General features: G+C 27.7%; 17 protein-coding genes. 15 read left to right on the top strand and 2 right to left on the bottom strand.

All coding sequences use genetic code 11. The annotated features are described in order from the left end of the window. The first annotated feature begins 151 nt into the window (after window positions 1–151). Genes BUB83_RS00665 through BUB83_RS00685 form a run of 5 tightly spaced genes read left to right on the top strand, consistent with a single transcriptional unit; the run spans window position 152 to window position 13454 of the window. A complete protein-coding gene (locus BUB83_RS00665; RefSeq protein ID WP_073335950.1) occupies window positions 152–2197 on the top strand; it encodes an oxygen-binding di-iron domain-containing protein in 2046 nt (681 codons plus the stop codon). Continuing rightward, on the top strand, window positions 2181–5144 hold the full coding sequence (locus BUB83_RS21175) for a glycosyltransferase (RefSeq protein ID WP_084133335.1): 2964 nt from the start codon (window positions 2181–2183) through the stop codon (window positions 5142–5144). The genes BUB83_RS00665 and BUB83_RS21175 overlap by 17 nt, the downstream gene beginning before the upstream one ends. A gap of 51 nt (window positions 5145–5195) precedes the next feature. Beyond that, window positions 5196–7226, top strand: a complete 2031-nt coding sequence (locus BUB83_RS00675) for an oxygen-binding di-iron domain-containing protein (RefSeq protein WP_073335951.1) — start codon at window positions 5196–5198, stop codon at window positions 7224–7226. Further along, window positions 7216–10083, top strand: a complete 2868-nt coding sequence (locus BUB83_RS21180) for a glycosyltransferase family 2 protein (protein ID WP_084133336.1) — start codon at window positions 7216–7218, stop codon at window positions 10081–10083. The genes BUB83_RS00675 and BUB83_RS21180 overlap by 11 nt, the downstream gene beginning before the upstream one ends. A 20-nt stretch (window positions 10084–10103) precedes the next feature. Then, window positions 10104–13454, top strand: coding sequence for a hypothetical protein (locus BUB83_RS00685; protein WP_073335952.1), 3351 nt, complete (start codon window positions 10104–10106; stop codon window positions 13452–13454). Window positions 13455–13528: 74 nt separating this feature from the next. Here the strand turns inward: BUB83_RS00685 and BUB83_RS00690 are convergent, their stop codons facing one another. Then, a complete protein-coding gene (locus tag BUB83_RS00690; protein WP_073335953.1) occupies window positions 13529–14425 on the bottom strand; it encodes a hypothetical protein in 897 nt (298 codons plus the stop codon). A gap of 380 nt (window positions 14426–14805) precedes the next feature. After that, the gene (locus BUB83_RS00695) at window positions 14806–15690 is read right to left on the bottom strand and encodes a hypothetical protein (protein ID WP_073335955.1); all 885 of its coding nucleotides are present in this window, start codon (window positions 15688–15690) and stop codon (window positions 14806–14808) included. Between the two features lie 272 nt (window positions 15691–15962). Between BUB83_RS00695 and pap the strand changes: the two genes are divergently transcribed. The 10 genes from pap to BUB83_RS00745 all read left to right on the top strand — a co-directional run bounded on the left by pap (window position 15963) and on the right by BUB83_RS00745 (window position 26283). Continuing rightward, window positions 15963–17456: a polyphosphate:AMP phosphotransferase gene (gene pap / locus BUB83_RS00700; protein ID WP_073335957.1), complete on the top strand. Its 1494-nt coding sequence runs from the start codon at window positions 15963–15965 to the stop codon at window positions 17454–17456. A gap of 214 nt (window positions 17457–17670) precedes the next feature. Then, window positions 17671–18210, top strand: coding sequence for a DUF5317 family protein (locus tag BUB83_RS00705; protein ID WP_073335959.1), 540 nt, complete (start codon window positions 17671–17673; stop codon window positions 18208–18210). A 106-nt stretch (window positions 18211–18316) separates the two neighbouring features. Next, entirely contained in the window at window positions 18317–18781 is a 465-nt protein-coding gene (locus BUB83_RS00710) for a hypothetical protein (RefSeq protein ID WP_073335961.1), read from the top strand. Continuing rightward, window positions 18774–19439 carry an accessory gene regulator ArgB-like protein gene (locus BUB83_RS00715; protein WP_073335963.1) on the top strand — a complete coding sequence of 222 codons (666 nt, stop codon included), beginning with the start codon at window positions 18774–18776 and terminating at the stop codon, window positions 19437–19439. Before BUB83_RS00710 ends, BUB83_RS00715 begins: the two co-directional genes overlap by 8 nt. A 19-nt stretch (window positions 19440–19458) precedes the next feature. After that, the gene (locus BUB83_RS00720) at window positions 19459–19587 is read left to right on the top strand and encodes a cyclic lactone autoinducer peptide (RefSeq protein ID WP_073335965.1); all 129 of its coding nucleotides are present in this window, start codon (window positions 19459–19461) and stop codon (window positions 19585–19587) included. 61 nt (window positions 19588–19648) lie between these two features. Then, window positions 19649–21337 (top strand): diguanylate cyclase, encoded by a 1689-nt coding sequence (locus BUB83_RS00725; protein WP_073335967.1) that lies wholly within the window; start codon window positions 19649–19651, stop codon window positions 21335–21337. 300 nt (window positions 21338–21637) lie between these two features. Continuing rightward, window positions 21638–22669, top strand: coding sequence for a LacI family DNA-binding transcriptional regulator (locus BUB83_RS00730; RefSeq protein ID WP_073335969.1), 1032 nt, complete (start codon window positions 21638–21640; stop codon window positions 22667–22669). 60 nt (window positions 22670–22729) lie between these two features. Beyond that, window positions 22730–23398: a deoxyribose-phosphate aldolase gene (gene deoC / locus BUB83_RS00735; RefSeq protein WP_073335972.1), complete on the top strand. Its 669-nt coding sequence runs from the start codon at window positions 22730–22732 to the stop codon at window positions 23396–23398. A 31-nt stretch (window positions 23399–23429) separates the two neighbouring features. After that, window positions 23430–24755, top strand: a complete 1326-nt coding sequence (locus BUB83_RS00740) for a pyrimidine-nucleoside phosphorylase (RefSeq protein WP_073335975.1) — start codon at window positions 23430–23432, stop codon at window positions 24753–24755. A 13-nt stretch (window positions 24756–24768) separates the two neighbouring features. Further along, window positions 24769–26283: an ABC transporter ATP-binding protein gene (locus BUB83_RS00745; protein WP_073335977.1), complete on the top strand. Its 1515-nt coding sequence runs from the start codon at window positions 24769–24771 to the stop codon at window positions 26281–26283. The last annotated feature ends 13 nt before the right edge of the window (window positions 26284–26296 follow it).

Raw genomic sequence — 26296 nt, forward strand, 5'->3', positions numbered from 1 at the left:
AAAAACTTCTTTCCCTAAATGAAAATAATTGATAGAATAAGTATTATAATATTTATTTAAATTATGCTTATTTTTAGTGTTAAATTAAACACATAATTAGGTATAAAAGTAAAAATAAAAACGAATCATCAGTTGTAATGAAGGGGATAGTATGGATATAAAATACGGTTGTGAAGAAATATATGAAAATATTTATTGGGTAGGATCCTATGATAAGTTGAATGGACTTCACTGTAATCCTTATTTAATTATTGATGGGGATGAGGCTATATTAATTGATCCGGGGTCTGTGATTGATTTTGAAATTGTTTATAAAAATGTTACTAGTTTGATTGATATAGAAAAATTGAAATATATAGTATTAAGCCATCAAGACCCAGATATTTGTTCTAGTACTCCTTTGTTTGAAAAAAAGGGAGTAAACGCAAAAATAATTACTCATTGGAGAACAGGCACTATAGCGGATCATTATGGAATAAAATCTAAAAAATATATAGTTAATGAAAATAGATATGAAATAACATTAAAGTCAGGCAGGAAATTAAAGTTTATACCAACTCCATATTTACATTTTCCAGGAGCTATTGTTACCTATGATGCTGAAAGTAAAATTCTTTTTAGCTCTGATTTGTTTGGAGCAATATCAACTAAATGGAGTTTATATGCGGATGAGAGTTATATGGAAGTTATGAAAACTTTTCATGAACACTATATGCCAGGTAATCAAATTTTAAGACCTGTTATGGAAGTGTTTCTAAAAATGGATATTTCAATGATTGCTTCCCAACATGGGTCAATAATTAAAGAAAATGTTAAGAATTATATAATGGAATTAAGAGACCTTCAGTGTGGTGTTTTGTTAAATCCAATTAAGAAAGAACTTATGAAAAGTGGGGGGTACACTTTTTTGTGTAACAAAATATTGGATAGGTTGAAAGCAACTTTTAAAGAAAAAGATATACTAAAATGTTTTGAGGGCACAGATATAGAATTAAACAAAGACACATTAAATATTACCAATTTCTATTGTACAGAGTTGGAACTTTGGGAAAATTTTTTTGAAATTATTTATACAATAAAAGGAGCTAGGTGGATAACAGTTATCCAACCTATGGTCACAAATTTGATAATTGAGTATGAAACTGTGATGCCAGAAATTTTCAGATCAAAAATGATGGAATCAGAGAATTTATTGATAGAATTAAGGGATAAAAATAAAAAATTAACTGATAGGATAAGTCAGTTAAATAAAAATATTAAGGAAACAAGTGATAGTATTATGAAATGTCCTATCACTAATTTTTATAATGAAGAATTTTTCGCGGGATATTTAAGTAAGGAATTGAATATATTAGTGCAAGAAAAATTTAAAAGTAAGAGAGCACTTTTATATATTGATATTGATAATATTAATAAAATAAATAATATTTATGGTAATGCCATTGGTGATGAAACTATAAAAAATCTAGCATATATTTTAAATTCTATGAAAGAAGAAACACATCTAATTTTCAAACGAAAGGCGCCAGGATTTGCTTATTTTATAACCGGAATCAGTAAGAGTGAAGCTATTGAATTGGCTGAGACTATTAGAAATAAAGTTGAAAAGTCAGAAATATTTATCGAAAGTATTACAGTTTCTATCGGATTGATTAGTTTTGATGAGATATATGATGGTTTTGAGGAAAATAAGGAAAAATTGTTAAAAGAAATTATGAAGGCTACTCAATATAGATTAATTGCAGCCAAAAGATTAGGTATGAATATGGTGGTAGGAAACTCTGATTTTAAAAATTACAAAGAAACAATAGGAAAGATACTTATTGTTGATAAAGACTATACGAATATGGATGTATTGAAAACCGCTTTTAAATATGAAAATTTCCACGTTTTAACTGCAGAAAATGGGTATGAGGCATTGAAAGTTATTGAAAAAGAATCTCCGGACTTAATCATATCGGAGATAATGCTACCTAAAATGGAGGGTTTTATATTAAGAGAAAAAATGATTGAAGATTCAAAAGAAAAAAGCATTCCCTTTATTGTTATGTCTCATCAAAAAAATGAAGATTCTGTAATAAGAGCTATGGCCCTGGAAGTTGATTATTATTTTCAAAAACCTTTTTTGTTATCGGAAATGATTGGGGTGGTAAAGAAAATAATCAAAGGGGTGACAGTTAATGGGAATAACGATTGATTTAGTATTGGTATTGATTTTTATAATAATGACAATGAATATACTTTTGCTAGTAGAAATTTTAATAAATAAAGTGAAAATCAACGAAAATGAAATTGATAATAAAAAAACTACTAGATTTTTATTAGATAATTATATTAAGAAATTTTTTAATAATAAAGAAAATAATAAAGAAAATAATAAAGAAAATAATAAAGAAAATAATAAAGAAAATAATAAAGAAAATAATAAAAGTAAGTTTAAAGTTAATGATAAAAGACTTCTACAAGAATATTTAGCTATAAAGCAGAATTTTCTTTTTAACAAAAATATTCATGAAGATATTAATAAACTAATTGATAATAATAGATTTAATATACTTTTGAAAAAAAACATATCTTCATTTTTTAAGTTTAAAAGAATTCAAGCGGCAGTTTACTTAGGGTATATTGAAAATAAAGATAGTATCAAGTTGTTAAAAAAATCATTAAAAAAAGAGAAGGATTACGTAGTTAAATTGTATATAGTATTTTCACTTTGCAAATTAAAAGATGAAAAATCTATATATAGAATAGTTGATTCTTTGATTGGGGCGCCAGAATGGTATAAAAAAAGAGTTAATGTATTGGTATCGGAATTTGGACAAAAGTTTTATAAATATTTTGAAGAATTAAAGGTAAGAAAAGAAGTAGAAATTAAGGAATTGCTATTTTATTTTTCATCAGTATATGTAGCGGAAGATTTAAAACTGTTTTTAATTGAAAATGTTAACTTTTTAACCTCTGAAAGAAATGAAGATAATTATAATGATGAAGTATTAATAGTTCAAGCAGTACAAGCTCTTAGTGTATTTCATTATAAGGAGTTAAATAATGATATATATCTTAACAGCAAAAATTTAGATGTGAGAAAAATAGCAATTAAATCATTAGCTAAGGAAAAGAATGAAGAAAACTTAATGAAACTTATTAAGTTATTAGATGATAAGCAGGTTGAAAAAACTGTAGTGGAAGCAATAAACGAAATGGTTAATGCGGAAAGAAGATATATAAATCTTTTAGTTAATTTATATAACGAAACATCTAAAATATCTACAAAGAAAGGAATTGCAGTTTGTTTATCTTATAATGTGGATTATTTATTATTAAAACTTCTATCTAATGATATAAAGATATTTAAAGGAATTATAAAGGAAATTATAATTGAAGATAGGAATAGTAGTATTATAACTTTTTTAAATAAAAATAAAAATATGGAATTAGAAAATGAAATTATTGCATTGGTTAAAAGTGCAGGTGAGATAAATTCAAATATTTACAATGAGTATTGCATGTATTTAGATGAAAGACTACTAAATAAGCTTAAGAAAGAAAAATATTGTGGTGTTGGTGAAGGGAAACCACAGAAAACAGAAAAAGCTAAGGTTAAATTACTATCTTTTTTATTAATTATTTCTATATTGATATTTCCTATAATTTATATTATAAGGCATTATGATATTATTTTCTCTACTTCTATTGTTTATCAATTAAAGATATATATAATTGATTTTAACTACTATTTAATATATTATTCAATTATAATAAATGTAATTTATTTTGTTCTCTTATTATTATCTTTTGTTGGTGTATCTAAGCAAATGAAATATTGGAATATTAAGAAATTGGTTTTTTTATTTAAGAAAAACATGCTTCCTACAATTTCTATTATAGCACCAGCTTATAATGAAGAAATGACTATTATAGAAAGTGTTAATTCTTTGCTAAACTTGACTTATCCTGATTACGAATTGATTGTAGTAAATGATGGTTCAAAAGACGAAACTCTTAACACATTAATAAATTATTTTAAATTAGAAAAAAAAGACTACATTGTGGACTACAAAATCAAAACAAAACCAGTTTTGGCAGTTTATAAAAATAAGTCTTATCCAAAACTTACTGTAGTTGATAAAATAAATGGAGGAAAAGCAGATACTTTAAATACAGGTATAAATTTATCTGTTAAAGAGTATTTTTGTGGAATAGATGCGGATTCACTGTTAGAACCGGATGCTTTATTAAAAATAAGTTCTTTGGTTATTGATGAAGGAAAAGAAAATGTTGCGCTAGGTGGAAATATATTTCCCATCAATGGATGCAATGTGGATAAAGGGCATATAACTAATGTGAAAATGCCAAATTCGGCGCTGGGTAAATTCCAAATGATAGAATATTTAAGAGCCTTTATGGCAGGAAGAATAGGGTGGGCGGAAGTAAATAGCTTACTTATTATTTCGGGTGCTTTTGGAGTGTTCAAGAAAAATAGAGTTATAGAAATTGGAGGATACTTGACTAGTAGCGGTAAATTTAATAAAGATACTGTTGGTGAAGATATGGAGCTAGTGGTGAGACTAGCAAAGTATATGAGAGAAAATAATTTGAAATATAAAATTAATTATAGTTTTAATGCAAATTGTTGGACAGAAGTTCCAGAAAATTTAAAAGTTCTTCATCATCAAAGGGATAGATGGCATAGAGGATTAATAGATATTTTGACATTTCATAAAAAAATGATGTTTAATCCAAAATACGGAAGAGTTGGGATGGTTTCGATGCCATATTTCTTTATTTTTGAAATGATGGGCCCTTTAGTAGAAATTCAAGGATATGTGATGGTTATACTTGCGGCAATTTTAGGGCTTTTAAATATAAAAATAGCTCTCTTACTTTTTTTATCCACGGTTTTGATGGGAGTTTTTATTTCAATTGCATCAATTCTTATTGCAGAAAAAAATATAAATTATATAAGTACAAAAGAACTTTTTATCTTAATTGCTTACTCTATTATTGAGAATTTTGGTTTTAGACAATTAGCAAGTATGTGGAGATTATCTGGTTATATAAGTTCACTTAGAAAACCAAAAGGTTGGGGCAAGATGGAAAGAAAAGGCTTTTTTTCAGAAAACAAAGTAGATAAAGGTATTTAGGTAAGATAAATTTACTGAAAAAACTTATGACTTGAAAAGGTGAGTGTCTTGATGGAAGAAAAAAAAACTTATCATGAAATTTCAGAAAAGGTATATTGGATTGGTAGTTCATCAACAGTTAAAGGGCTATATTGTAATTCATATTTAGTTATTGATGAAGAAGAAGCTGTTTTGATAGATCCAGGTCCAGCAATATTTTTTGAAGATATGTATAATAATATTATTGAATTGATTTCTATTGACAAAATAAAATATATAGTGATAAGCCATGAATCAATAGATGTTTGTGCTAGTATTCCTTTACTTGAAAAAAAGGGGGTAAATGCAAAAATCGCCACTCACTGGAGAACCGCTACTTTAATCGATTTTTATGGAATTAATTTAAAACATTATATAGTAAATGAAAATAAGTATGAATTAAAAATGAAATCTGGGAGAAAATTTAAGTTTATTCATACTCCTTATTTAAATTCAGCAGGTTCAATTTCAACCTATGATACAAAAACATATACATTATTTAGTGGAGAAATGTTCGGGGGAATATCAAAAAAATGGAGTTTATATGCTCCCCAAAATTATATTTACAATATAAAAACTTATCATGAGCATTATACACCTAGTAATGAAATTATAAGATTTTCATTGGAAAAAATATCATTATTAGAAATTTATTATATAGCACCACAACATGGTTCTATTATCATTGATAAAATTGGTTACTATATTGATGAATTAAAAAGATTACAATGTGGAATTTATAGCAGTCCAATAAAAAGAGGTTTATCTAATTATGGTGGGTATGTGGCTTTACTAAACGAAATTATAAAAAGATATGAAGGGGTTTTTGGTAAAGATGAAGTATTAAAAGTATTCAATGAGTCTCATATGAATATTGATGATGAAACTATGAATATTAATGAATTTAATGTTAGCGGGGAACAATTATGGGAATTATTTTTTCAAACTGTATATAGGAAAAAAGGCATTAGGTGGATAACTTTAATAGATCCACTTATAGTGAAATTGACCAAAGAATTTGGGGTAAAAAATCCAAAAATTTTAGTAGACTTTTATGAAATTGAAGAGTATAAAGAAAAAATTCAAAAGGATAAAGATAAAATTATCATGGATGAAAAGATTAGAATATGTATTGATAGTATGAGCGAAAAGAGAATAAGATGTCCAATAACTGGATTTTTTAATGAAAATGTGTTTTACAAATATTTAAATTATGATTTAGAAACGATGATAGCAAAAGAAAATCAAAATGCATTCCTTATTTATTTAGATATTGATGATATAAATAAAATCAATATTAAGCATGGTAGCAATATTGGGGATGAAAGTATAAAAAACTTAGCCTATCTTCTTTCAGAAATAAAAAGTGAAAAACATATAATTTTTAAAAGAAAATCACCAGGATTTGCTTATTATGGAACTGATTTAGAAAAAGGTGAGGTAGTTGAGCTAGCTGAAAATATTCGCAATAAAGTAGAAAGTTCAGAGAGTTTTATAGAAAAAATTACGGTTTCTATTGGGGTTGCAACTTTTAATGAAATATATGTAGAAAAAAAACAAAAATTAGAAGATTTAATTGAAATTTTTACTTCAATAGTAGAATTTAGAATGAATATTTCAAAGAAATCAGGAATGAATAAAGTTGTAAGTGAATCTAATATAGCAGCTATTAGAGATTCAAAGGGTAAAATCCTTATTGCGGATAATGATGCAATAAATCTTAGTATTCTTAATAAAAGTTTAATCAATGAAGGTTTTGAAATTTTAAATGCTTTAGATGGAAAAGAAGCTTTGAAAATTATAGAAGATAATAATCCAGACTTAATCATTTGTGAGATAATGATACCAAAATTGGATGGTTTAACATTAAAAGAACAGTTAAATAAGAATACAAAGTTTAAATCCACCCCATTTATGGTAATGTCTCATAATAAACATAATAATTTAGTAGTAAGAGCAATGGGTTTGGAAGTAGATTATTATTTTGAAAAACCATTATTATTAGCAGAGATAGTTGGAATGGTAAAAAAAATTTTTAAAGGAGCTAGGTCTAATGATAGGTAGCATTGATTTCATTTTACCACTAATAATAGCATACTTAATACTTTTTGTGCTGCTTATGTTATCTTTTTCCATTAACAGGATGAAGAATTTAATAAGAAATACTAAGAAAAACAGTAATATAGAATTTTTAATAGATACTTTTGTAGAAAAAAAAATTACTGTACAGCAAAAAGAAAAATATTTAAAAGTTTACAATAAAAACCTTGTTGAAGATTATTCAGAATTACGAGAAGTCTATGACCTTCCTGTTGAAACAAAGAAAGAAATAAGTATCTATTTTAAATCAAATAAATTATATACAAGACAAATAAAAAATCTTAAATCTATTTTTAAATATAAAAGGATTTCAGCAGCAATATACTTAGGGCATACTGAAGATAATGAGATTGGGAAAATTTTAAAAGGAGCATTTATCAAGGAAAAAGATTATAAAGTAAAATTATACATAGCTTCTTCTTTATGTCAAATAAATTATAGGGCAGCTATTTACATTATGACCGAATCAGTAATTGGTGCACCAATTTGGTATAGAAATAAAATTAAAGTATTAATATCAGAGTTTGGAAATGAGTTTTTATATGTAATTCATAAATACTATAATAGAGAAGAAATAGAAATAAAAGAGGTATTATTTTATTTTGGAAGTTTGTACTATAGTGAAGATTTGAAGAAGTATTTATTGAAAAACATCGATATTTTAATTAATGATAAAAACCAAGGGTATAATGAATATTTATTAGAAGAAGCTTTAAGTAATGTTCTACAATTTTACAACGAAGAATTTGAAGAGGATAAGTACTATTTAAGTGAAAATAAACTTATTAGAAAATACTTGCTTAAATCTTTGGCAAAAGAAAACTCTAGAGATAATGTACTAAAATTAATTAATTTATTTAATGGAACTGATATGGATGCTGGAATAAGTAATGCTATTAATAGTATGATAACAGGAGATAAAAGTTATTTGAAATTTCTTATAGGAAAATTCTATGAGGAAGAAAATATAGCTGTAAAAAATGGTATATGTAGTGTAATGGCTAATCACATTGAATATTTATTGCTAAAACTTTTATCCTATGAAAAAAAACAAATTTCCCAAATTATTAAAAATATTATGATATTAAATTATAATAGTGCAATTATTGCTTTTATGAATAAAAATATAAATTTAGAGTTAGAAAATGAAATTATTTTTATTCTGGAAGAAGCACTTCTGGAAAATAAAGAAGTTTTTAAAGAATATTATTATTATCTAGATAGTAGAATTTTAAACAAAATAAACTATAATTATGAGATGTTAAATAACAAACAAGGAATAAAAGAGCAAAACAAGGAAGTGCTACTATACTTACTGCTTATTCTTACAGTGTTAATGTTCCCAATTGTATTTTTTATTAAATACTTTGATGTTTTGAAAGATAAAAGTTATATTGAGCATTTAAAGCAATATATTTTTGATTTTAATTATTATTTGATTTTTTATACGGCTATGATAAATACAGTTTACATGATTTTATTGATTTTCTCTTATATTGGTATAAGAAAACAAATGCGGAATTGGAAATCGAAAAAGAAAACATTTTTATTTAAGAAACAAATTATTCCGAAAATTTCAATAATTGCTCCAGCTTACAATGAACAAGCAACTATTATTGACAGTGTAACCTCTTTATTGAATTTAACTTACCCTGAGTATGAATTAATAGTAGTAAATGATGGGTCTAAGGATGATACTCTGAATATATTAATTCAAAATTTTAAACTCCATAAAGTTGATTATCTGGTGGAAACCAAAATATCAACAAAACCAGTATTTGGTATATACTTAAATAAAGATATTCCAAAACTAATAGTTGTAGATAAAAAGAACGGTGGGAAGGCAGATACTTTAAATGTAGGGATAAATATATCAAGTATGGATTATTTTTGTGGTATTGATGCGGATTCATTGTTAGAACACGGATCCTTACTTAAAATAGCTTCAATGCTAACAGAAAGTAATGACGAAGTTATAGCAGTAGGAGGGAATGTATTTCCTATAAATGGATGCGAAGTAGATAATGGACATATTAATTCAATTAACTTACCTAAAACTATATTAGGTCGGATTCAAATGATTGAGTATTTGAGAGCTTTTATGGTAGGGAGAATTGGTTGGGCATATATTAATAGCTTACTTATTATATCTGGAGCTTTTGGAGTATTTAAGAAAGATAGAGTAATAGAAGTTGGAGGATATTTAACTAAAAATGGTATTTATAGCAAGGATACTGTGGGCGAAGATATGGAATTAGTGGTTAGATTATCTAAATATATGAGGGAGAAAAAATTAAAGTATAAGATTGATTTTTGTTTCAATGCTAATTGTTGGACGGAAGTGCCTGAGCAATACAAAAGTTTAAAAACCCAAAGAAATAGATGGCATAGAGGTTTAATTGAAATTATGCTATTTCATAAAGATATGATTTTCAATCCTAAGTTTGGTAGGATAGGAATGATAACCATGCCATATTTTTTTATATTTGAAATGGCGGGGCCGTTAATAGAAATTCAAGGTTATATTATGATTCTTTTAGCCGCTTTTTTAGGCTTGTTGAATAGCCAAATTTTGATTTTATTGTTCACGGTGACAGTGTTTCAAGGAATAATTTTATCCATGTTTTCCTTGATATTTAGTGAAAAAGAGTTGAGTTATTTTAAGTTAAAGGAGTTTGTTATTTTAGCTTTTTATTGTATAATTGAAAATTTAGGATTTAGGCAAATTTCTTCCGTATGGAGATTTTATGCTTATATAGATTCTTTGAAGAAGAAAAACACATGGGGTAAAATAGAAAGAAAAGGTTTCGGGTCAAATTGAAAAGTGAGTAGGTGATAATATTGAATAACAAACAAGTATTAATTATATTGAGAGTGGTTTTTGTTTTAATTATATTTTCTATAATTACAATTATTATTTATCCTTTTTGGAGGTGGAATAAAGTCCCTGAAAAGTTTATAGAGGCGGTTATTATAGATAAAACAGTTCCTTACGATGACTATAGAGAGCACAAAGGATTAATTTGGTTATTAAATCATAATAAAATAGATAATATAAAAACAAAGAAACCTTTTTCCTATGAGAAAGATTATTATGGATTTTATCCAGAAGATAAAAATAATTTTGAAACAGTTGAATATGAAAAGGGTGTAAATACTCCTAAAATGATTTATCTGGCTGATACTTACGGGGTGTACTATGATGATTATTCTACTGAAGAATTAAAAGGGGAAAGGTCACAAATAATTTATGGAGGATTTAAGCAAGAGGAACTTGATGAAGTTAAGAATAGTTTGAGGGATGGTAATCTTATAATAGGTGAATTTAATACAATGGCATCTCCAACTAATGATGAAGAAAGAGAACAGATTGAAGAAATTTTTGGAGTTAATTGGAAAGGATGGATTGGAAGATATTATAATGATATGACCAATGGAATAGAAATCCCCAATTGGATAATAGAGAATTATGAAAATCAGTACAAGTTGAAATGGAATTTTAATGGACCTGGATTTATTTTTATTTCTAAGGAAGATAAAGTGGTTGTTTTGGAAAAAGATAAACACATAGGTAAAAAAAATTTAACTTTAGAATTTAATGATGAATATAAAAATGAATTTGGTATTGATGATAGAATACCCTATTATTATTGGTTTGAAATACTAGAACCAGAAAAAAATGCTGAAGTTTTAGCTAATTATACATTGGATGTTAATGATGAAGGAAAGAAAATTTTAAATGATATAGGTATAAATATAACCTTCCCAGCTGTTATAAGAAATAATAAATATATTTATAAATCTTATTATTTTGCGGGAGATTTTGCTGATAATAATAAAGTGAGTGGTATAAGTAAAATATATGGTATCAAATCAATAAAAAGATTATTTAGCTTAGATGTTAAAGGAGATACAGAAGCTTTTTATTGGAAATGCTATGTGCCTATGATGGATAAAATTCTATTGGACCTATTTGATGAAAGTGAAAAGATAAAACCAAAAGAATTAGAAGTTAAAAAAATAGAAGATTTTAAAGTTTCAGCCATGGTAGGAAAAACTGAAATTCAAATATTGAAGAATGGACAATGGAATGATTTATTGATTAAAGGCGTAAATATGGGTATAGCAAAGCCGGGATATTTCCCAGGTGAAGCGGCTATAACAAAAGAAGAATATCTAAGATGGTTCAATTATATAGGAGAAATGAATGCAAATTCTATTAGGATATATACTATTCACCCTCCAGCCTTCTATGAAGCTTTCTATGAATATAATCAAAAGGCTAAAAATCCATTATACTTGTTTCATGGGGTATGGGCAGAGGAAGAAAATCTTTTATCTACTCAAAACGCTTTTGATGAAAGTAATACTGAAAAATTTCAGAAAGCCATTAAAGACACTATTGATATAATAAATGGTAATGCAAACATAGAAAAAGTTACAGGGCATGCGGGTGGCATATATAAGTATGATATATCTCAGTATGTTATAGGGTGGATCATAGGAATAGAATGGGATCCGGAAATGGTAATGAACACTAATGAAAAAAACCAAGATAAAGTAAATTTTAATGGAGAATACATATATTCTAAAGATGCATCCCCTTTTGAAATATGGTTAGCTGAAAATATGGAATTCACATTGAAATATGAATACGAAAATTATAAATGGCAAAGGCCTATGAGTTTTACAAATTGGGTAACTACTGACTTGTTAGAACATCCATCTGAACCTTCAGTTGAAGAAGACATGGTAGAAGTAAATCCAAATCATATTTATTCAACAGAAAAAAATTATGCAGGTGTTTTTGCTTCTTATCATATTTATCCTTACTATCCTGATTTCTTGAATTATGAAGAAAAGTATGTTAATTATATTGATAAAGATGGTGAGAATAGTAGTTATGCAGGATATATTAATGATTTAAAAAAAGCACACAACATGCCTATTTTGGTTGCAGAATTTGGAGTGCCAGCATCAAGAGGATTAACTCATGAAAATGTTAATAACTTAAATCAAGGATTTAATTCAGAAAAACAACAGGGAGAAAGTGATAGTAAGTTATTTAAAAACATTGTGGAGGAAGGTCTAGCTGGTGGAATGGTATTCTCATGGCAAGATGAATGGTTTAAAAGAACATGGAATACTATGGACTATGATAATCCTGATAGAAGACCATTTTGGTCAAATGATCAAACAAATGAGCAACAATTTGGGCTTTTAAGTTTTGACCCTGGAGAAAAGCTGCTTATAGGGATTGACGGAAAAAGCGAAGATTGGGAAAAAGCAAATATAAAGGCTGCATATGAAGACAACACAGAACCAGTGGAAAAATTTAATGATGGTTATGATGATGGAAGAACTATTAAGAATTTATATGTAACTAGTGATGCCAAGTATGTTTACTTGAAAATTAATTATAAAGACTTTGGTGGAGTGATTGATTGGACGAAGATGAATACCTTAGTTTTATTTAATACAAAAGGGAATCAGGGAAATACCAACATTCCATTAAATACGAAACTTAAAACAGAAGAAGGTAGTGAATTTATGCTTCATTTAAATGGAAAGGATAGCTCTAGAATTCTAGTTGATAAATATTATGACACTTTCTATTATGATTATGCAGAAGAGTTTCAGTTTATAGCTAAAGATCAGTCGGCTTCAGTAAAAGACAGCGGAATTTTCAATCCCATCAGATTAGCTACTAACAAAGAATTATTTATACCAGATCAAAACAAAATAATTCCTTTTGATGATTATGAAACTGGAAAATTATTATTTGGTAACGGTAATCCAGAAAGCAAAGAGTATAATTCTTTGTCAGATTTTTGTTATGATGAACAAAACAACACAATTGAAATTCGAATTCCTTGGGCTTTGCTTAACTTTAAAGACCCTAGTACAAAAGAAATTATGGGAGATATATGGAATGGCGGTATTGAAGGAAGTGAAATTGTTCAAGGATTTAATATTTCGGTTGTGACTTATAAGCCAGATGAAAATAGTAATGCTATTAATGGAAATGAAGATATAAATATAGCAGATTCTTTGCCAAAACCAGAAAAAGATATACTAAAAAGTCAACAAACTTATTTTTATACATGGGAAAATTGGGAATTGCCAATAACACATGAAAGATTAAAACAATCCTATTATATAATGAAAGAAATATATGGAAAATATAATTGATAATAAGTGAAACTTTCATTTGAAAGTAAAAAAATACCACATTATGTATGTGGTATTTTTCATTAAATAAAGCATTATTTAGTTTTGAGATTCATCCAACCTGTAATTTCATGAATAGCAATACCGTTGAAAGATTTTGAAGAGCTAAAAAATTCTTTGACTTCTTCAATTTGTTTAATCATAGTAGCATAACTTTCTTTATTAAAGGTTATGAAATCTCCTTCTTCAGAAGGAAGGGTTTCAATTCCTATATGCACCTTTTTTTTGTAGTTATCTGCAAATTCAATTTCGTTTTGTGAGATCTCAATTATTTCATCAGAAACATTTCTATAGGCCATTAGTGTTGTTTCTTCTGAATTTTTTATTACAAACTCTGCTAAATTACCTTGGCCATATTTGTTATCATACTCAATTGAGTCAAACCAAAAGGGCATATCAAAACCAATATCTAAATTTAAAGAATGAGATTGTTCGGTAGAGTTCAATACAAAAGTTTGATAATTTAGAACTATTGAAGTCATATTGGTTTTCCAATTTTCTAGTAAATAGGGTTCCACATCTAGATGAATTCCTTGAAAAATTTCATCAATTGATGCGGATGATTGATATTCTTCAAGCCAATCAAAAAATAATTGATACTCACTTTTTTGAGGATAAATAAATTCAGGGCGTCCATCTAATGCATAAATAGAAACATCTAAATCTTTTGCAGATGAGATGAATTTTCTATAATATTCCTTGTCTAAGGTTTTATCTATCTGAAGATATAATACTGTTATTTTTTCCTCTTTCAAAAAATCAAGAATTAAATCCGGTTTCTTTTCAATTAAGGAAGTATCCCATAACCAAGTTGATAAAGTGTTTTGACTAATAGAAGTTGATTTATTAGTTGAGTATGAGCAGGAAACTAGAAATAATAGAGAAATAATCAAAAACATCAAGATGAAAAATATTCTTTTGTATTTAAGCATAATGTATACTCCTTTTAATCGATTTTTAATAAGGTGGTTTTATTAGTAGATAGTTGTATAATTATATTATAAATGAATTTGATTTCAAGGTAAAATTATTTTTAAATTAACACTAAAAAGGTAATAATAAAATTTGCTTTTTCATATAAATAATCAAGTCTTAATTGAGGAGGGTTTATTATGCCAGATAAAGGGAAAAGTAAAAGTGGGTCAACCAAGAAGAATGTTAAAAATGGAGATAAAAAAATAGAAAAGAAACAAGACAAAAAAACAAGTAAAGTAAAAAAATAAGAAATAAAGATAAAACAATATACAATTATACAGTAACATATAAAAATAAAAAGGGATGATTTCTTTAAAAAACAGAAATCATCCTTTTTTTATTTTTTCATATTTATCAATCCAGTAATATCATGTATGGACATGCCGTTGAAGGAGTTTGAAGAACTAAAAGTTGAAGTTACAAGATTTAATTGTTCATCCATATATGAATAGCTAGACCCGTAAAAACTTATAAATGAGCCTTCTTGGGAAGGAAGTGTTTCAATAGCTATATTTATCTTTTTATTATATTTATTTGCAAAAGCAACTTCACTTTTTGAGATTTCAATTATATCTTTAGCTATATTTCTATAAGCCATAACAGTGGTGGCGTCAGAATTTTTGATTACAAATTCTGCTAGATTGCCTTTTCCATGAATATTATTAAAACTAATTGAATCAAACCAAAATGGAATATCAAAACCAATAGGTAAATCTAAAAGTTCAGATTTATATTTTGAATCTAATATGAAGTTTTGATACTTTAATGATATAGATCTTGAGTTTTTACTCCAATTTTTAAGCAAGTAAGGTTCTACATCTAAATGGATTCCTTGAAATTCCTCTTTATCAAGTGCAGAAGATTGATAATTGGAAATCCAATCAAAAAATAACTGGTATTGTTTATTAGTTGGATTAATAAAAGTAGGACTACCATCTAAAGCGTATACGGAAATGTTTAAATCTGTTGCAGCAGAAATAAAACTTTTGTAATATTTAAGGTCAATTCTTTTGTTTATTTGAAGATATACTACTGAAATATTATTATCACTTAAAGATTTTAGGATAGATTCTTGAGAATTAACTATAAGTGAAGTATCCCATAGCCAAGTAGTTGTATTGTTTTTAGTGTTATATTCCTCAGAATATGCAAAAGAACTTAAGAATATTTGGAAAAAGAATATAAGAAAGAATGTAAAAAATATTTTTCTGTATTTTAACATAGTATCACTCCTTTTCAATTAAATAAAATCTATATTTTAGAATATAATTTTTGATTATAAGTATATTATAAAGGTACAAACAAAGTTTGTGAAGAGTTTTTTTGAATTTAATTAAAAAAAATATTAAACTTATCTCTTTAAAAAACATTGTAAATTTAATCTATTTTTTAGTGGCAATAATTTAAGCAACATATTTTTCTTCATATGAAAAATATGTTGCTTATGCTATAATAAAGAAAAATAAAAGAAAAATTTAAATTGGGGTTGGTATTTTGTTGAATGAACTTGATTTATCTAGAAAAATAGAAAAGAATAATTATAAAATAATTATGAATGATCTTGAAAAAAAACTAGAATTTCTTGTAAGAAAGGTTAAGGATTTAGGAATCCCTGTTATATTGGTATTTGAAGGATGGGGAGCATCGGGAAAGGGTACTTTGATAAATAAAGTTATTTTACCATTAGATCCTAGACTCTTTAAGGTTTATACAATAAATAATTTCAATGAAGAAGAAAAGTTAAGACCCTTTTTATGGACCTTTTGGACTAAAACACCCCAAGATGGTATGATATCAATATTTGATAAAAGTTGGTATAGAAAAGCCTTAGTTGAAAGAATGGATAATAGAATTGAGGGTGAAGAATTAAATAGTGTATTTAATGATATAAGAAGTTTTGAAAAACAATTAGCGGATGATGGAAACATTATTTTGAAATTTTATTTACATATAAGTAAAAAGGAACAAAAAAAAAGATTTAAGGATTTGGAAAAGAATGATTCAACCAAATGGCGAGTTACAGAAGCTGATTGGAAACACAATAAGGAATATGAAAAATATATTCCTATCATTGAAGAAATGATAGAAGAAACCAGTTTTGAATATGCACCGTGGACTGCTGTGGAGGCAACTGATAGTAATTTTGCAACAGTGAAAGTATTTTCAAAAATAATTGAAGTGTTAGAAGAAAAAATTAATTTCAAAGAAAGTAAAAATAAGAAAGATATAGAGTTTAATGCACAAGAAACAAATAAAGATAAAGTAAAAACGAGTTTATTGTCTAATATAGATTTAACTAAAAGCTTATCAAGAGAAGAGTATAAAGAACGATTGAAAATCTGTCAAAAAAAGATTAGAGAGTTAGAATATGAAATATACATGAAAAGGATTCCGGTAATTATTGCTTATGAAGGATGGGATGCAGCAGGAAAAGGCGGAAACATAAAAAGACTAACAGAAAGAATGGATCCTAGGGGATATGAAGTGGTTCCTATAGCGGCACCCTCTAAAGAAGAATTAGCACATCATTATCTTTGGAGATTTTGGAAAGAAGTTCCCAAAGGTGGACATATCACAATTTTTGATAGAACTTGGTATGGAAGAGTTTTGGTTGAAAGAATAGAGGCGTTATGTAGCCAAGAAGAATGGAAAAGAGCATATAAAGAAATAAATGAAATGGAAAAACAATTTTCGAATTTTGGAGCAGTAGTAGTGAAATTTTGGCTTCAAATTGATAAGGATGTACAATTAGAAAGATTTAGAGAAAGAGAAAACAATCCTGAAAAAAGATGGAAGATAACTGATGAGGATTGGAGAAACAGGGAAAAATATGATTTATACGAAGAAGCAATAAGTGAAATGTTAGTGAAAACAAATACAAAGTATGCCCCTTGGACAATAATTGAGTCAAATGATAAGTACTATGCTCGGATAAAAGCATTGAAGACAGTTATTAAAGCTTTAGAAGATAAATTGAATGAAAAGTAAAATTACATATATATACAAACTTAAGATGTAATTTAAAAATATTCAAAAATATAATCAAAAATATATTCAAAAATATATTCAAAAATTAAGCAAATAAAGATGGAAATAATTACTCAAAATATGTATAATTAAATATATGAATATTTATATTAATTATGTAACCTTTTCAGGTGTAGAATTTATAAATATATTGATTTTTAAGGTGGGCGATTAAATGACAGAAACTTTATTGTTGGCACTTTTAGTATGTAAAATAAAAGGATATAAATTAAAACCACTTTTTAAATCTTGGGCTTTTTATCCCATATTATTTATGGAATGCGTTTATATTATTTTAGAAATTTCCACCTTTATGGGGAATTATAGTTTTGTTAAATATGCAGGATTATTTAAATTGCTTTATCTTTATGCTTATCTAATATTAATAATAAAATATAAAAGATATTTTCAAGGTGCTTTTGGGGCAGTATTTATAATAATTGGATCTGCTTTAAATAAGCTTGTTATATATGCCAATAATGGCAAAATGCCTGTGTTCCCTAGTTTTTCTTATTATACAGGCTATGTGAAAAAAGGAATAACTAATTATAATGATGGGCTGCATATTTTTGGAGACAGTAGTGTGAAACTAAAATTTTTATCTGATATTTTTGATGTTGGATATTCGATTTTAAGCTTAGGCGATATTTTTATAAGATTTTTTGTTTTTATTGTGGTAGTAAGTACAATAAAAACATTGAATGAAACTTTATAACTTTTAAATATTGTCAAGTTTAAAGTTTAATATTAGTGAAAAAAAGCATATACTAAAATTGAAATGTTTTTAATATTTCAAACATGAGAAGAAGGGGTAATATAAGATGTTAAAATTGTCACCGGTGGAGTTTTTTTTTAGAGGTATCCCAGAGGGATTTATATTTATTTTTGCTGTCCTATTATTTTCAAACAGCAAAATAGAAAAGAATAAATATGTATTAACTAGTTTTAGTTATGCTACTGCGGTGTATTTTATTAGAACATTACCTATAAATTTTGGAGTTAATACAATAATTTCTATGATAGTGGCTATTGGATTGGTTGTGAAAATCAATAATACTAAAGTAATTGAAATTATTAAAAGTGTTTTTATAACAATTATAGTCGAATTTTTTTGCGAATGGATTAATATTTTTGTTGTTGAAAATATTATCGGGAAAAACTTGGATACAGTATTTGGTAATCCGGTTTCAAAAGTAATATATGGTGCACCATCACTAATGATTTTTATGGCTATTAATGGTGTTTTCTATATTGTATTGAAAGAAAAAGGTAAAAAAAATGATTAGAATGGATAGAATATCAAAAAATATAGCTATTAGGTTAACAAATGAATTAAGTTTAACAGAAGAAAATAGAGATATTGTTGAATATGGGGCGTTTATATTGGTTCAAACAATATTCTCTGTAATTATTGTTGTATTGATTAGTATTCCTTTTAAGGTGACTCAGGAAGTTATAATTCTGACAATAACCACTAGTGTGTTGAGAAAATATTCAGGGGGTGTTCATGCTAGTTCTCCGGGTATATGTACTTTTATTGGAACTTTAATTTGCATGAGCCAGGCATTGGTAATCAAGTATTTTCTTATGCCACAAATAACTTTGCAATTTATAATATGTATATCAATAATAATATTTATATGGGCATATTATTTTATTTTTAAACTAGCACCAGTAGATAGCCAATCTAAACCAATAAAAAAAGTTGAGAAACGTAAAAGATTAAAGAAAATTTCTTTTAGTATATTAAATATATATTTATCTTTGACCATTTTAAGTTATTTAGGTTATTATTTTACTTTAAATAAAAATTTATTAATATATTCGTGGTGTATTATATTAGGAGTACTATGGCAAGTGTTTACATTGACTAATCTTGGACACATTGCTGTAGGAAAAGTGGATAGGTTTTTTAGTTATTTGATAGCTTTAAAATATAAATAAATTAAGGGGGTAAACAATAATGAAATTCAAAAAAGCATTACCTAAATTTTTAGCAACAGTTTTTACAATATTAGCGGTATCATCTGCTTCATCAGCGTGCTATTTCTTTACTTACCAACCTCAAGAACCAAAATCATTAAGAGACTAATAAAATAAGGACGGATTTCCGCCCTTATTTTAATGACACTTACTTTCGGAAGAGGTTTTTTATGAGAAATTTGAAGAATTCAAGAAATAACCAAGTGCAAGACATAATTTCAGTTGTTAAGATAACATCATTATTATTTTCTATAATAGGATTTTTCACCTTTTTTTTCGAATCAAAATTATCAAATAAATATGCAATTACTACTTTGGCTTCATATTTAGTAACTATAACTATGGGCTTATTAGCGGTAGCATACTTATTTTGGGTGTTTTCTACTTCTAATAAAATAGATGTTAGGTACGAGTATATACTCAAAATATTCGATAGTAGTTTGTTTGTTATTTTTTTTATTGCAGTTATATGTGTAACAGGTTCATACCAAAGTAACTATAAATTTTTATTTTTATTTATTATAATAGCATCTACAATTGAATATGGAATGAGACATGGCATGATAGTAGCAATAACAGCTTCGAGCATAATATTGGCTATGGATTTGATTTTAGTACCAACTATTACAATTAATCAATATTTCCAAAATGATTTAGTTTTAGCAGGAGTATTTATTCTAACAGCTTGGCCACTAGGCTATTATGTTAAAATCGAAGGGGAACATATAAAAAGACTAGAAGATTTAATTAATGAAGATGGACTAACCGGTGTTTATAATCATAGATATTTTTATGAGGCTATGAAAGAAAAGTTCGCTATTGCAGAGAAAGAAAATGAATATCTTGCAATGGTATTTATAGATTTAGATTATTTTAAACATTATAATGATCTTAATGGACATCAAAAGGGAGATTTAGTTCTCAAAACAGTAGGAGGTATTCTTAAAGAAAGCGTTGGAGAAAAAGATATTGTAGCTAGGTATGGTGGAGAAGAGTTTGCAATTCTATTACCTAATAATTCAGAAATACAGGCAACAGAAGTTGGTGAAAGAATAAGAAAAAGTATTGAAAAAACGTATTTTCATGGAGAAGAAAATCAGCCAAATGGTAAAGTAACAGTGTCCATAGGAATTTCTGTTTATCCAGATAAAGCAAAAAGTGATATTGATTTAATTAAGAGTGCAGACGATGCTCTTTATAGAGCTAAATTTTTTAATAAAAATAGAGTGGAGATATATTCTTCAATTTTAGATGAATTAAAGAATGATATTGAAGAAGAACATATTGATTTAATAACCTCTATAAAAACTTTAATAAGTGTGATAAATGCAAAAGATAAATATACTTATGGACATGTGGAAAGAGTTGTTGCTTATAGCAGATTATTTGCAGAAGAATTATGTTTAAGTGAAGAGGATAAAAAAAATCTAGTTTATGGCGCTTATATGCATGATATTGGGAAAATAAATATTTCAAAAGAAATTTTAAATAAGAAAATGCCTTTAACAAAGGATGAATGGGAAATTTTAAAACAGCATTCTGAAAATGGTATAGAAATAATTAAACCGGTAAATTCTTTGCAAGAAATTGCTCCTTTAATTCTTCATCATCATGAGAGATATGACGGTATGGGATATCCAGATCAAATGAAAGGGGATAACATTCCATTCCTTGTAAGAGTGCTTACTATTGTAGATAGTTTTGATGCTATGACATCACACAGACCTTATAACAAAAGAAAAACTTACGATGAAGCCATTGAAGAGTTGAAAAGATGTAGTGGAACTCAATTTGATCCCATAATGACTAAAAAATTTATTGAGACAATCAAAAAAAATATGCATGAATTTCAACATTAACATTAATAATTTTGAACAATAATTCTGAAAACTGGAAAATATATTTCAATTAAAAACTTTTAACATAGCAAAAGTTTTTAATTGAAATATACTATCTTCTTGTTAAACTATTAATTCAGAGGATTAGTAAATAATTAAATTTCCGAAATACTCTTGAATAAATTTTAGAAATGATGTATAGTAAAAATGTAATCGCTAACACATGCTTGTAATTTAGCTTAATCTTATGATATAATTTTCAGAGGTTATTTTTTTTATTTCTCATGTGGAAGCGCTTACTGATTATTTAGGAGGACTGATATGACAATTACCATAAGTGACATTGCTAGAGTAGCTGGAGTTTCACAAGCAACAATATCTAGAGTTTTGAATGATTCAGGATATGTTAAGACTGAAACAAAAGAGAAAGTTTTAAAGGTCATTAAAGAATTGAATTACACACCTAATGCTATTGCAAGAAGCTTGTCAAGGAATAAAACAAATACTATTGGCGTAATAGTTCCAGACATAAATAATCCTTTTTTTGGGGAAGTTATAAAGGGAATTAGTGATGTGGTAGATGAGCATAATATGAATATGATTCTTTTTGATACTGATGAAAAATTAAATAAAGAAATTAAAGCTTTGAAGTTACTAAAAGAGCAAAGAATTCAGGGACTTATTATTGTACCTACTTCATCAGAAGATGAAATTAATAGTGAATATCTTCGTATAATTGAAAATTTAGGGACACCTATAGTTTTAGTTGATGGACATGTGAGCTATACCAATTTTGATGGAGTGTTTGTAGATAATATTAAAGGTGCTTTTGAAGGCACGGAAGCCTTTATTAAAGCAGGTCATAAAAAAATTGCTATAATAACTGGGAGAATGAACTCTAAACCAGCACAGGATAGGTTAGCAGGGTATGAAAAAGCATTAAATATGTACGATTTACCGTTAAAAAGTAAATATATTTTTAATGGGGATTATTTAATGGAAAAAGCCTATGAAATAACGAAGGAAATACTATCAATGGATGACCCAGCTACAGCAATTTTTGTTTCAAGTAACATGATGACTTTAGGTTGTTTGAAAGCTATTTTTGAAGAAAAATTAAGTATTCCAGAGGATGTTGCCATAGTAGGATTTGATAGAGTAGATGTATTAAATACTTTAGGGCTGAATATTAGCTATATCAATGGTCCTACAAGAGAAATGGGGAAAATAGGTATGGAAATGTTAATAGATGGATTAGAAAATAAAGAAAAAAAACATCTTAATAGAATAACGTTAATACCAGAATTGGTATTAAAAGGTTCGGAAAAATATGTAAAAAAGCAAAATAAATGATAAATATGGAAGCGATTCCATTATATAAAAAATATAATATAATTTAAGGGAGAGATTTTTATGAATTTAGCAAAATTTATAGATCATACAATATTGAAACCAGCAGCTACTGAAGAAGAAGTTTTGAAAATTTGTGACGAAGCTAAGACTTTCGGATTTGCTTCAGTATGCGTAAATCCTTTTTATACTTCAATTGTAAGAGAAAGACTAAAGGATACCGATGTAAAAACATGTGTTGTTGTTGGGTTCCCACTTGGTGCAAATATAAAAGAAGTTAAGGCTTTTGAAACTGAAAAAGCTATTTTAGATGGAGCAGAAGAAATTGACATGGTTATAAATGTAGGGGCTTTGAAAGATAAAAAATATGATATTGTGAGAGAGGATATAAAAGCTGTTGTTGATGCTGCTAAAGGAAAGGCAATAGTAAAAGTAATTCTTGAAACTTGTTTGTTAACAGATGAAGAGAAAGTAAAAGCAAGTGAAATAGCAAAAGAAGCTGGAGCAGATTTCGTAAAAACTTCTACTGGATTTTCAACAGGTGGAGCAACAGTGGAAGATATTAAATTAATGAGAGAAACTGTTGGAGTAAATATTGGAGTTAAAGCTTCAGGTGGAGTTAGAACTAGAGAAGATGCAGAGGCTGTAATTACTGCTGGTGCTAGTAGAATAGGGGCAAGTTCTTCAATTGCAATTGTAGAAGGTGGCGAAGACAATAATAAAGGTTATTAATTTCATTTATAACTAAAAAGGGTGTGATTGTATGAGAATGTACGATATAATTATGAAAAAGAGGAATGGAGAAGAATTATCTTCTGAAGAAATTAAATTTTTCATTTCAGGTTACACAAAAGGTGAAATACCTGATTATCAAGTTTCAGCTTTTCTTATGGCTATATATTTTAGAAAAATGAATGAACGTGAAACAGCAGATTTAACTATGGCTATGGTTAATAGTGGTGAAATTGTAGATTTATCGGCTATTGAAGGAATAAAGGTTGATAAACACAGTACTGGTGGAGTTGGAGATACTACAACCCTAGTACTTGGACCAATTGTTGCAGCTGCAGGAGTTCCTGTTGCAAAGATGTCTGGTAGAGGACTTGGACACACTGGGGGAACTATAGATAAACTGGAATCTTTTGATGGTTTTTCTGTGGAAATGCCCATAGCTAAATTTATTGAGGATGTTAATAAATATAAGATTGCTATTGGTGGGCAAACAGCAAACTTGGCGCCAGCTGATAAAAAATTATATTCGCTACGTGATGTTACTGCAACAGTAGATAATTTATCATTAATTGCAAGTAGTATAATGAGCAAAAAAATAGCTTCAGGTGCAGATGCAATTGTTTTAGATGTTAAAACAGGTAGTGGTGCGTTTATGAAAGATGAAGACAGTTCATTTGAGTTAGCTAAAGCTATGGTTGATATAGGAACTCATGTAGGTAGAAATACAATTGCAGTTATAACTGAGATGGATCAGCCATTAGGGTTTGCAGTGGGAAATGCTTTAGAGGTTAAAGAAGCTATTGATACTTTGAATGGCAAGGGTCCCGAAGATTTAACCGAATTATGTTTAACACTTGGAGCGCATATGCTTGTATTAGGTAATAAAGCTAAAAATGCAGAAGAAGCTAGAGAAATATTAACTGAGATAATTAGTTCAGGAAAAGGTATAGAAAAATTGAAAGAGTTAGTAGAAGCACAAGGTGGAAACCCTGAGTTTGTAACTAATCCAGATTTAATGCCATTACCAGCTATTGTTGAAGAAGTTAAAATTTCAGAATCAGGATATGTAAAAGAAATAAAAGCAGATGACATTGGGAGAGCAGCTTTAGTGTTAGGAGCTGGTCGTGAAACTAAGGAAAGCCTTATTGATTTATCTGTAGGGATAGTTATTCACAAGAAAATTGGAGATTTTGTTTTAAAGGGAGAAGCTATTGCAACGATATATGCTAATGACAATTCAAAAAAAGTGGAAGCAGATAAAATGATTTTAGAGGCATATACAATAGTTAATGAAAAGGTTGAGAAAAATAAATTAATAAAAGGAATAGTAACTTGCCAAGGCATAAAAAAAATATAAAGGAGTTGAAAAAGTGGAAAAAGTAGTTGAAATGATAAATATCACCAAAATGTTTCCTGGAGTAATAGCAAATGCTGATGTTAATTTTGATTTAAGAAAAGGAGAAATCCATGTACTTCTTGGAGAAAATGGAGCAGGCAAAACTACATTAATGAACGTATTATATGGTTTGTATCAAGCGGAAAAAGGGGATCTTATTGTAAAAGGTGAAAAAGTGAAATTTAAAGGACCTTCAGATGCTATAGCAGCTGGAATTGGTATGGTTCACCAACATTTTATGTTAGTACACAATTTCACTGTTGCAGAAAGTATTATTTTAGGAAGTGAGCCTAAAAAAGGACTTCAAATCAATATGAAAAAGGCTAAAGAAGATGTAGAAAACTTAGCTAAAAAATATGGTTTTAACATAAATCCTAATGATGTAATTGAAAATATTACTGTAGGACAACAACAAAAAGTAGAGATTTTAAAGGCGCTTTATAGAGGTGCAGATATACTTATACTTGACGAACCTACAGCAGTTTTAACGCCTCAAGAAATTGAAGAACTAGGTAATATTCTTCATAACTTAACTAAAGAAGGAAAATCCGTTATATTGATTACCCATAAGCTAAAAGAAGTTATGAGTATGAGTAATAGGGTTACCATAGTAAGAAGAGGAAGAGTAATAGATATTGTTGAGACTTCAAAAACTAATATAGATGAACTTGCAGAATTAATGGTAGGAAGAAAAGTAAATTTAAAGGTTGATAAAAAGGAAACAGAGATTGGTGATGTTATTTTAAAGATTGATGACTTGAAGGCTTTGGATGGAAGAGAATTACCTGTTTTGAATGGAGTAGAATTAGAATTACATAAAGGTGAAATTCTTGGAATAGCCGGAGTAGATGGGAATGGACAATCGGAGCTTATTGAGGTTATAACTGGACTTAGAAAATCAAAAAGTGGAAAAGTTATTTTTAAAGGAAAAGATATAACAGGGCTTACACCTAGACAAGTGTCTGCAGAAGGTATTGGTCATGTACCAGAAGATAGACACAAAAGAGGATTAGTACTTAAATATTCTTTAGCTGAAAATGCTGTTTTGGGAAATCATTTTAATAAACCATTTTCTAAAGGTATAGTTTTAGATTTCGTAAAAGTGAAAGAATATGCAAAAAAACTTATTAAGGAATTTGATGTTAGAACTCCAAATGAAAATGTTTATGCTGCATCATTGTCTGGGGGTAATCAACAGAAATTAGTAGTAGCTAGAGAAATTAGTAAAGATCCTGATATGATTATAGTAGCTCAGCCAACCAGAGGATTAGATGTAGGGGCTATTGAATATATTCATAGAAGGTTAGTGCAAGAAAGAGATAGTGGGAGAGCTGTTTTACTAGTATCCTTAGAGTTAGATGAAATTATTTCTTTATCTGATAGAATTGCGGTTATGTATGATGGTAAAATAGTGGGCATTTTGAATAGTGAGGATGCTACTGAACAAAAATTAGGAATATTAATGGCTGGTGGAACTCTAGACAAATAGAGGTTAGGAGGGT

Source organism: Clostridium grantii DSM 8605, from assembly GCF_900129965.1.
In the GTDB taxonomy this organism is placed as follows: Bacteria; Bacillota; Clostridia; order Clostridiales; family Clostridiaceae; genus Clostridium_AF; species Clostridium_AF grantii.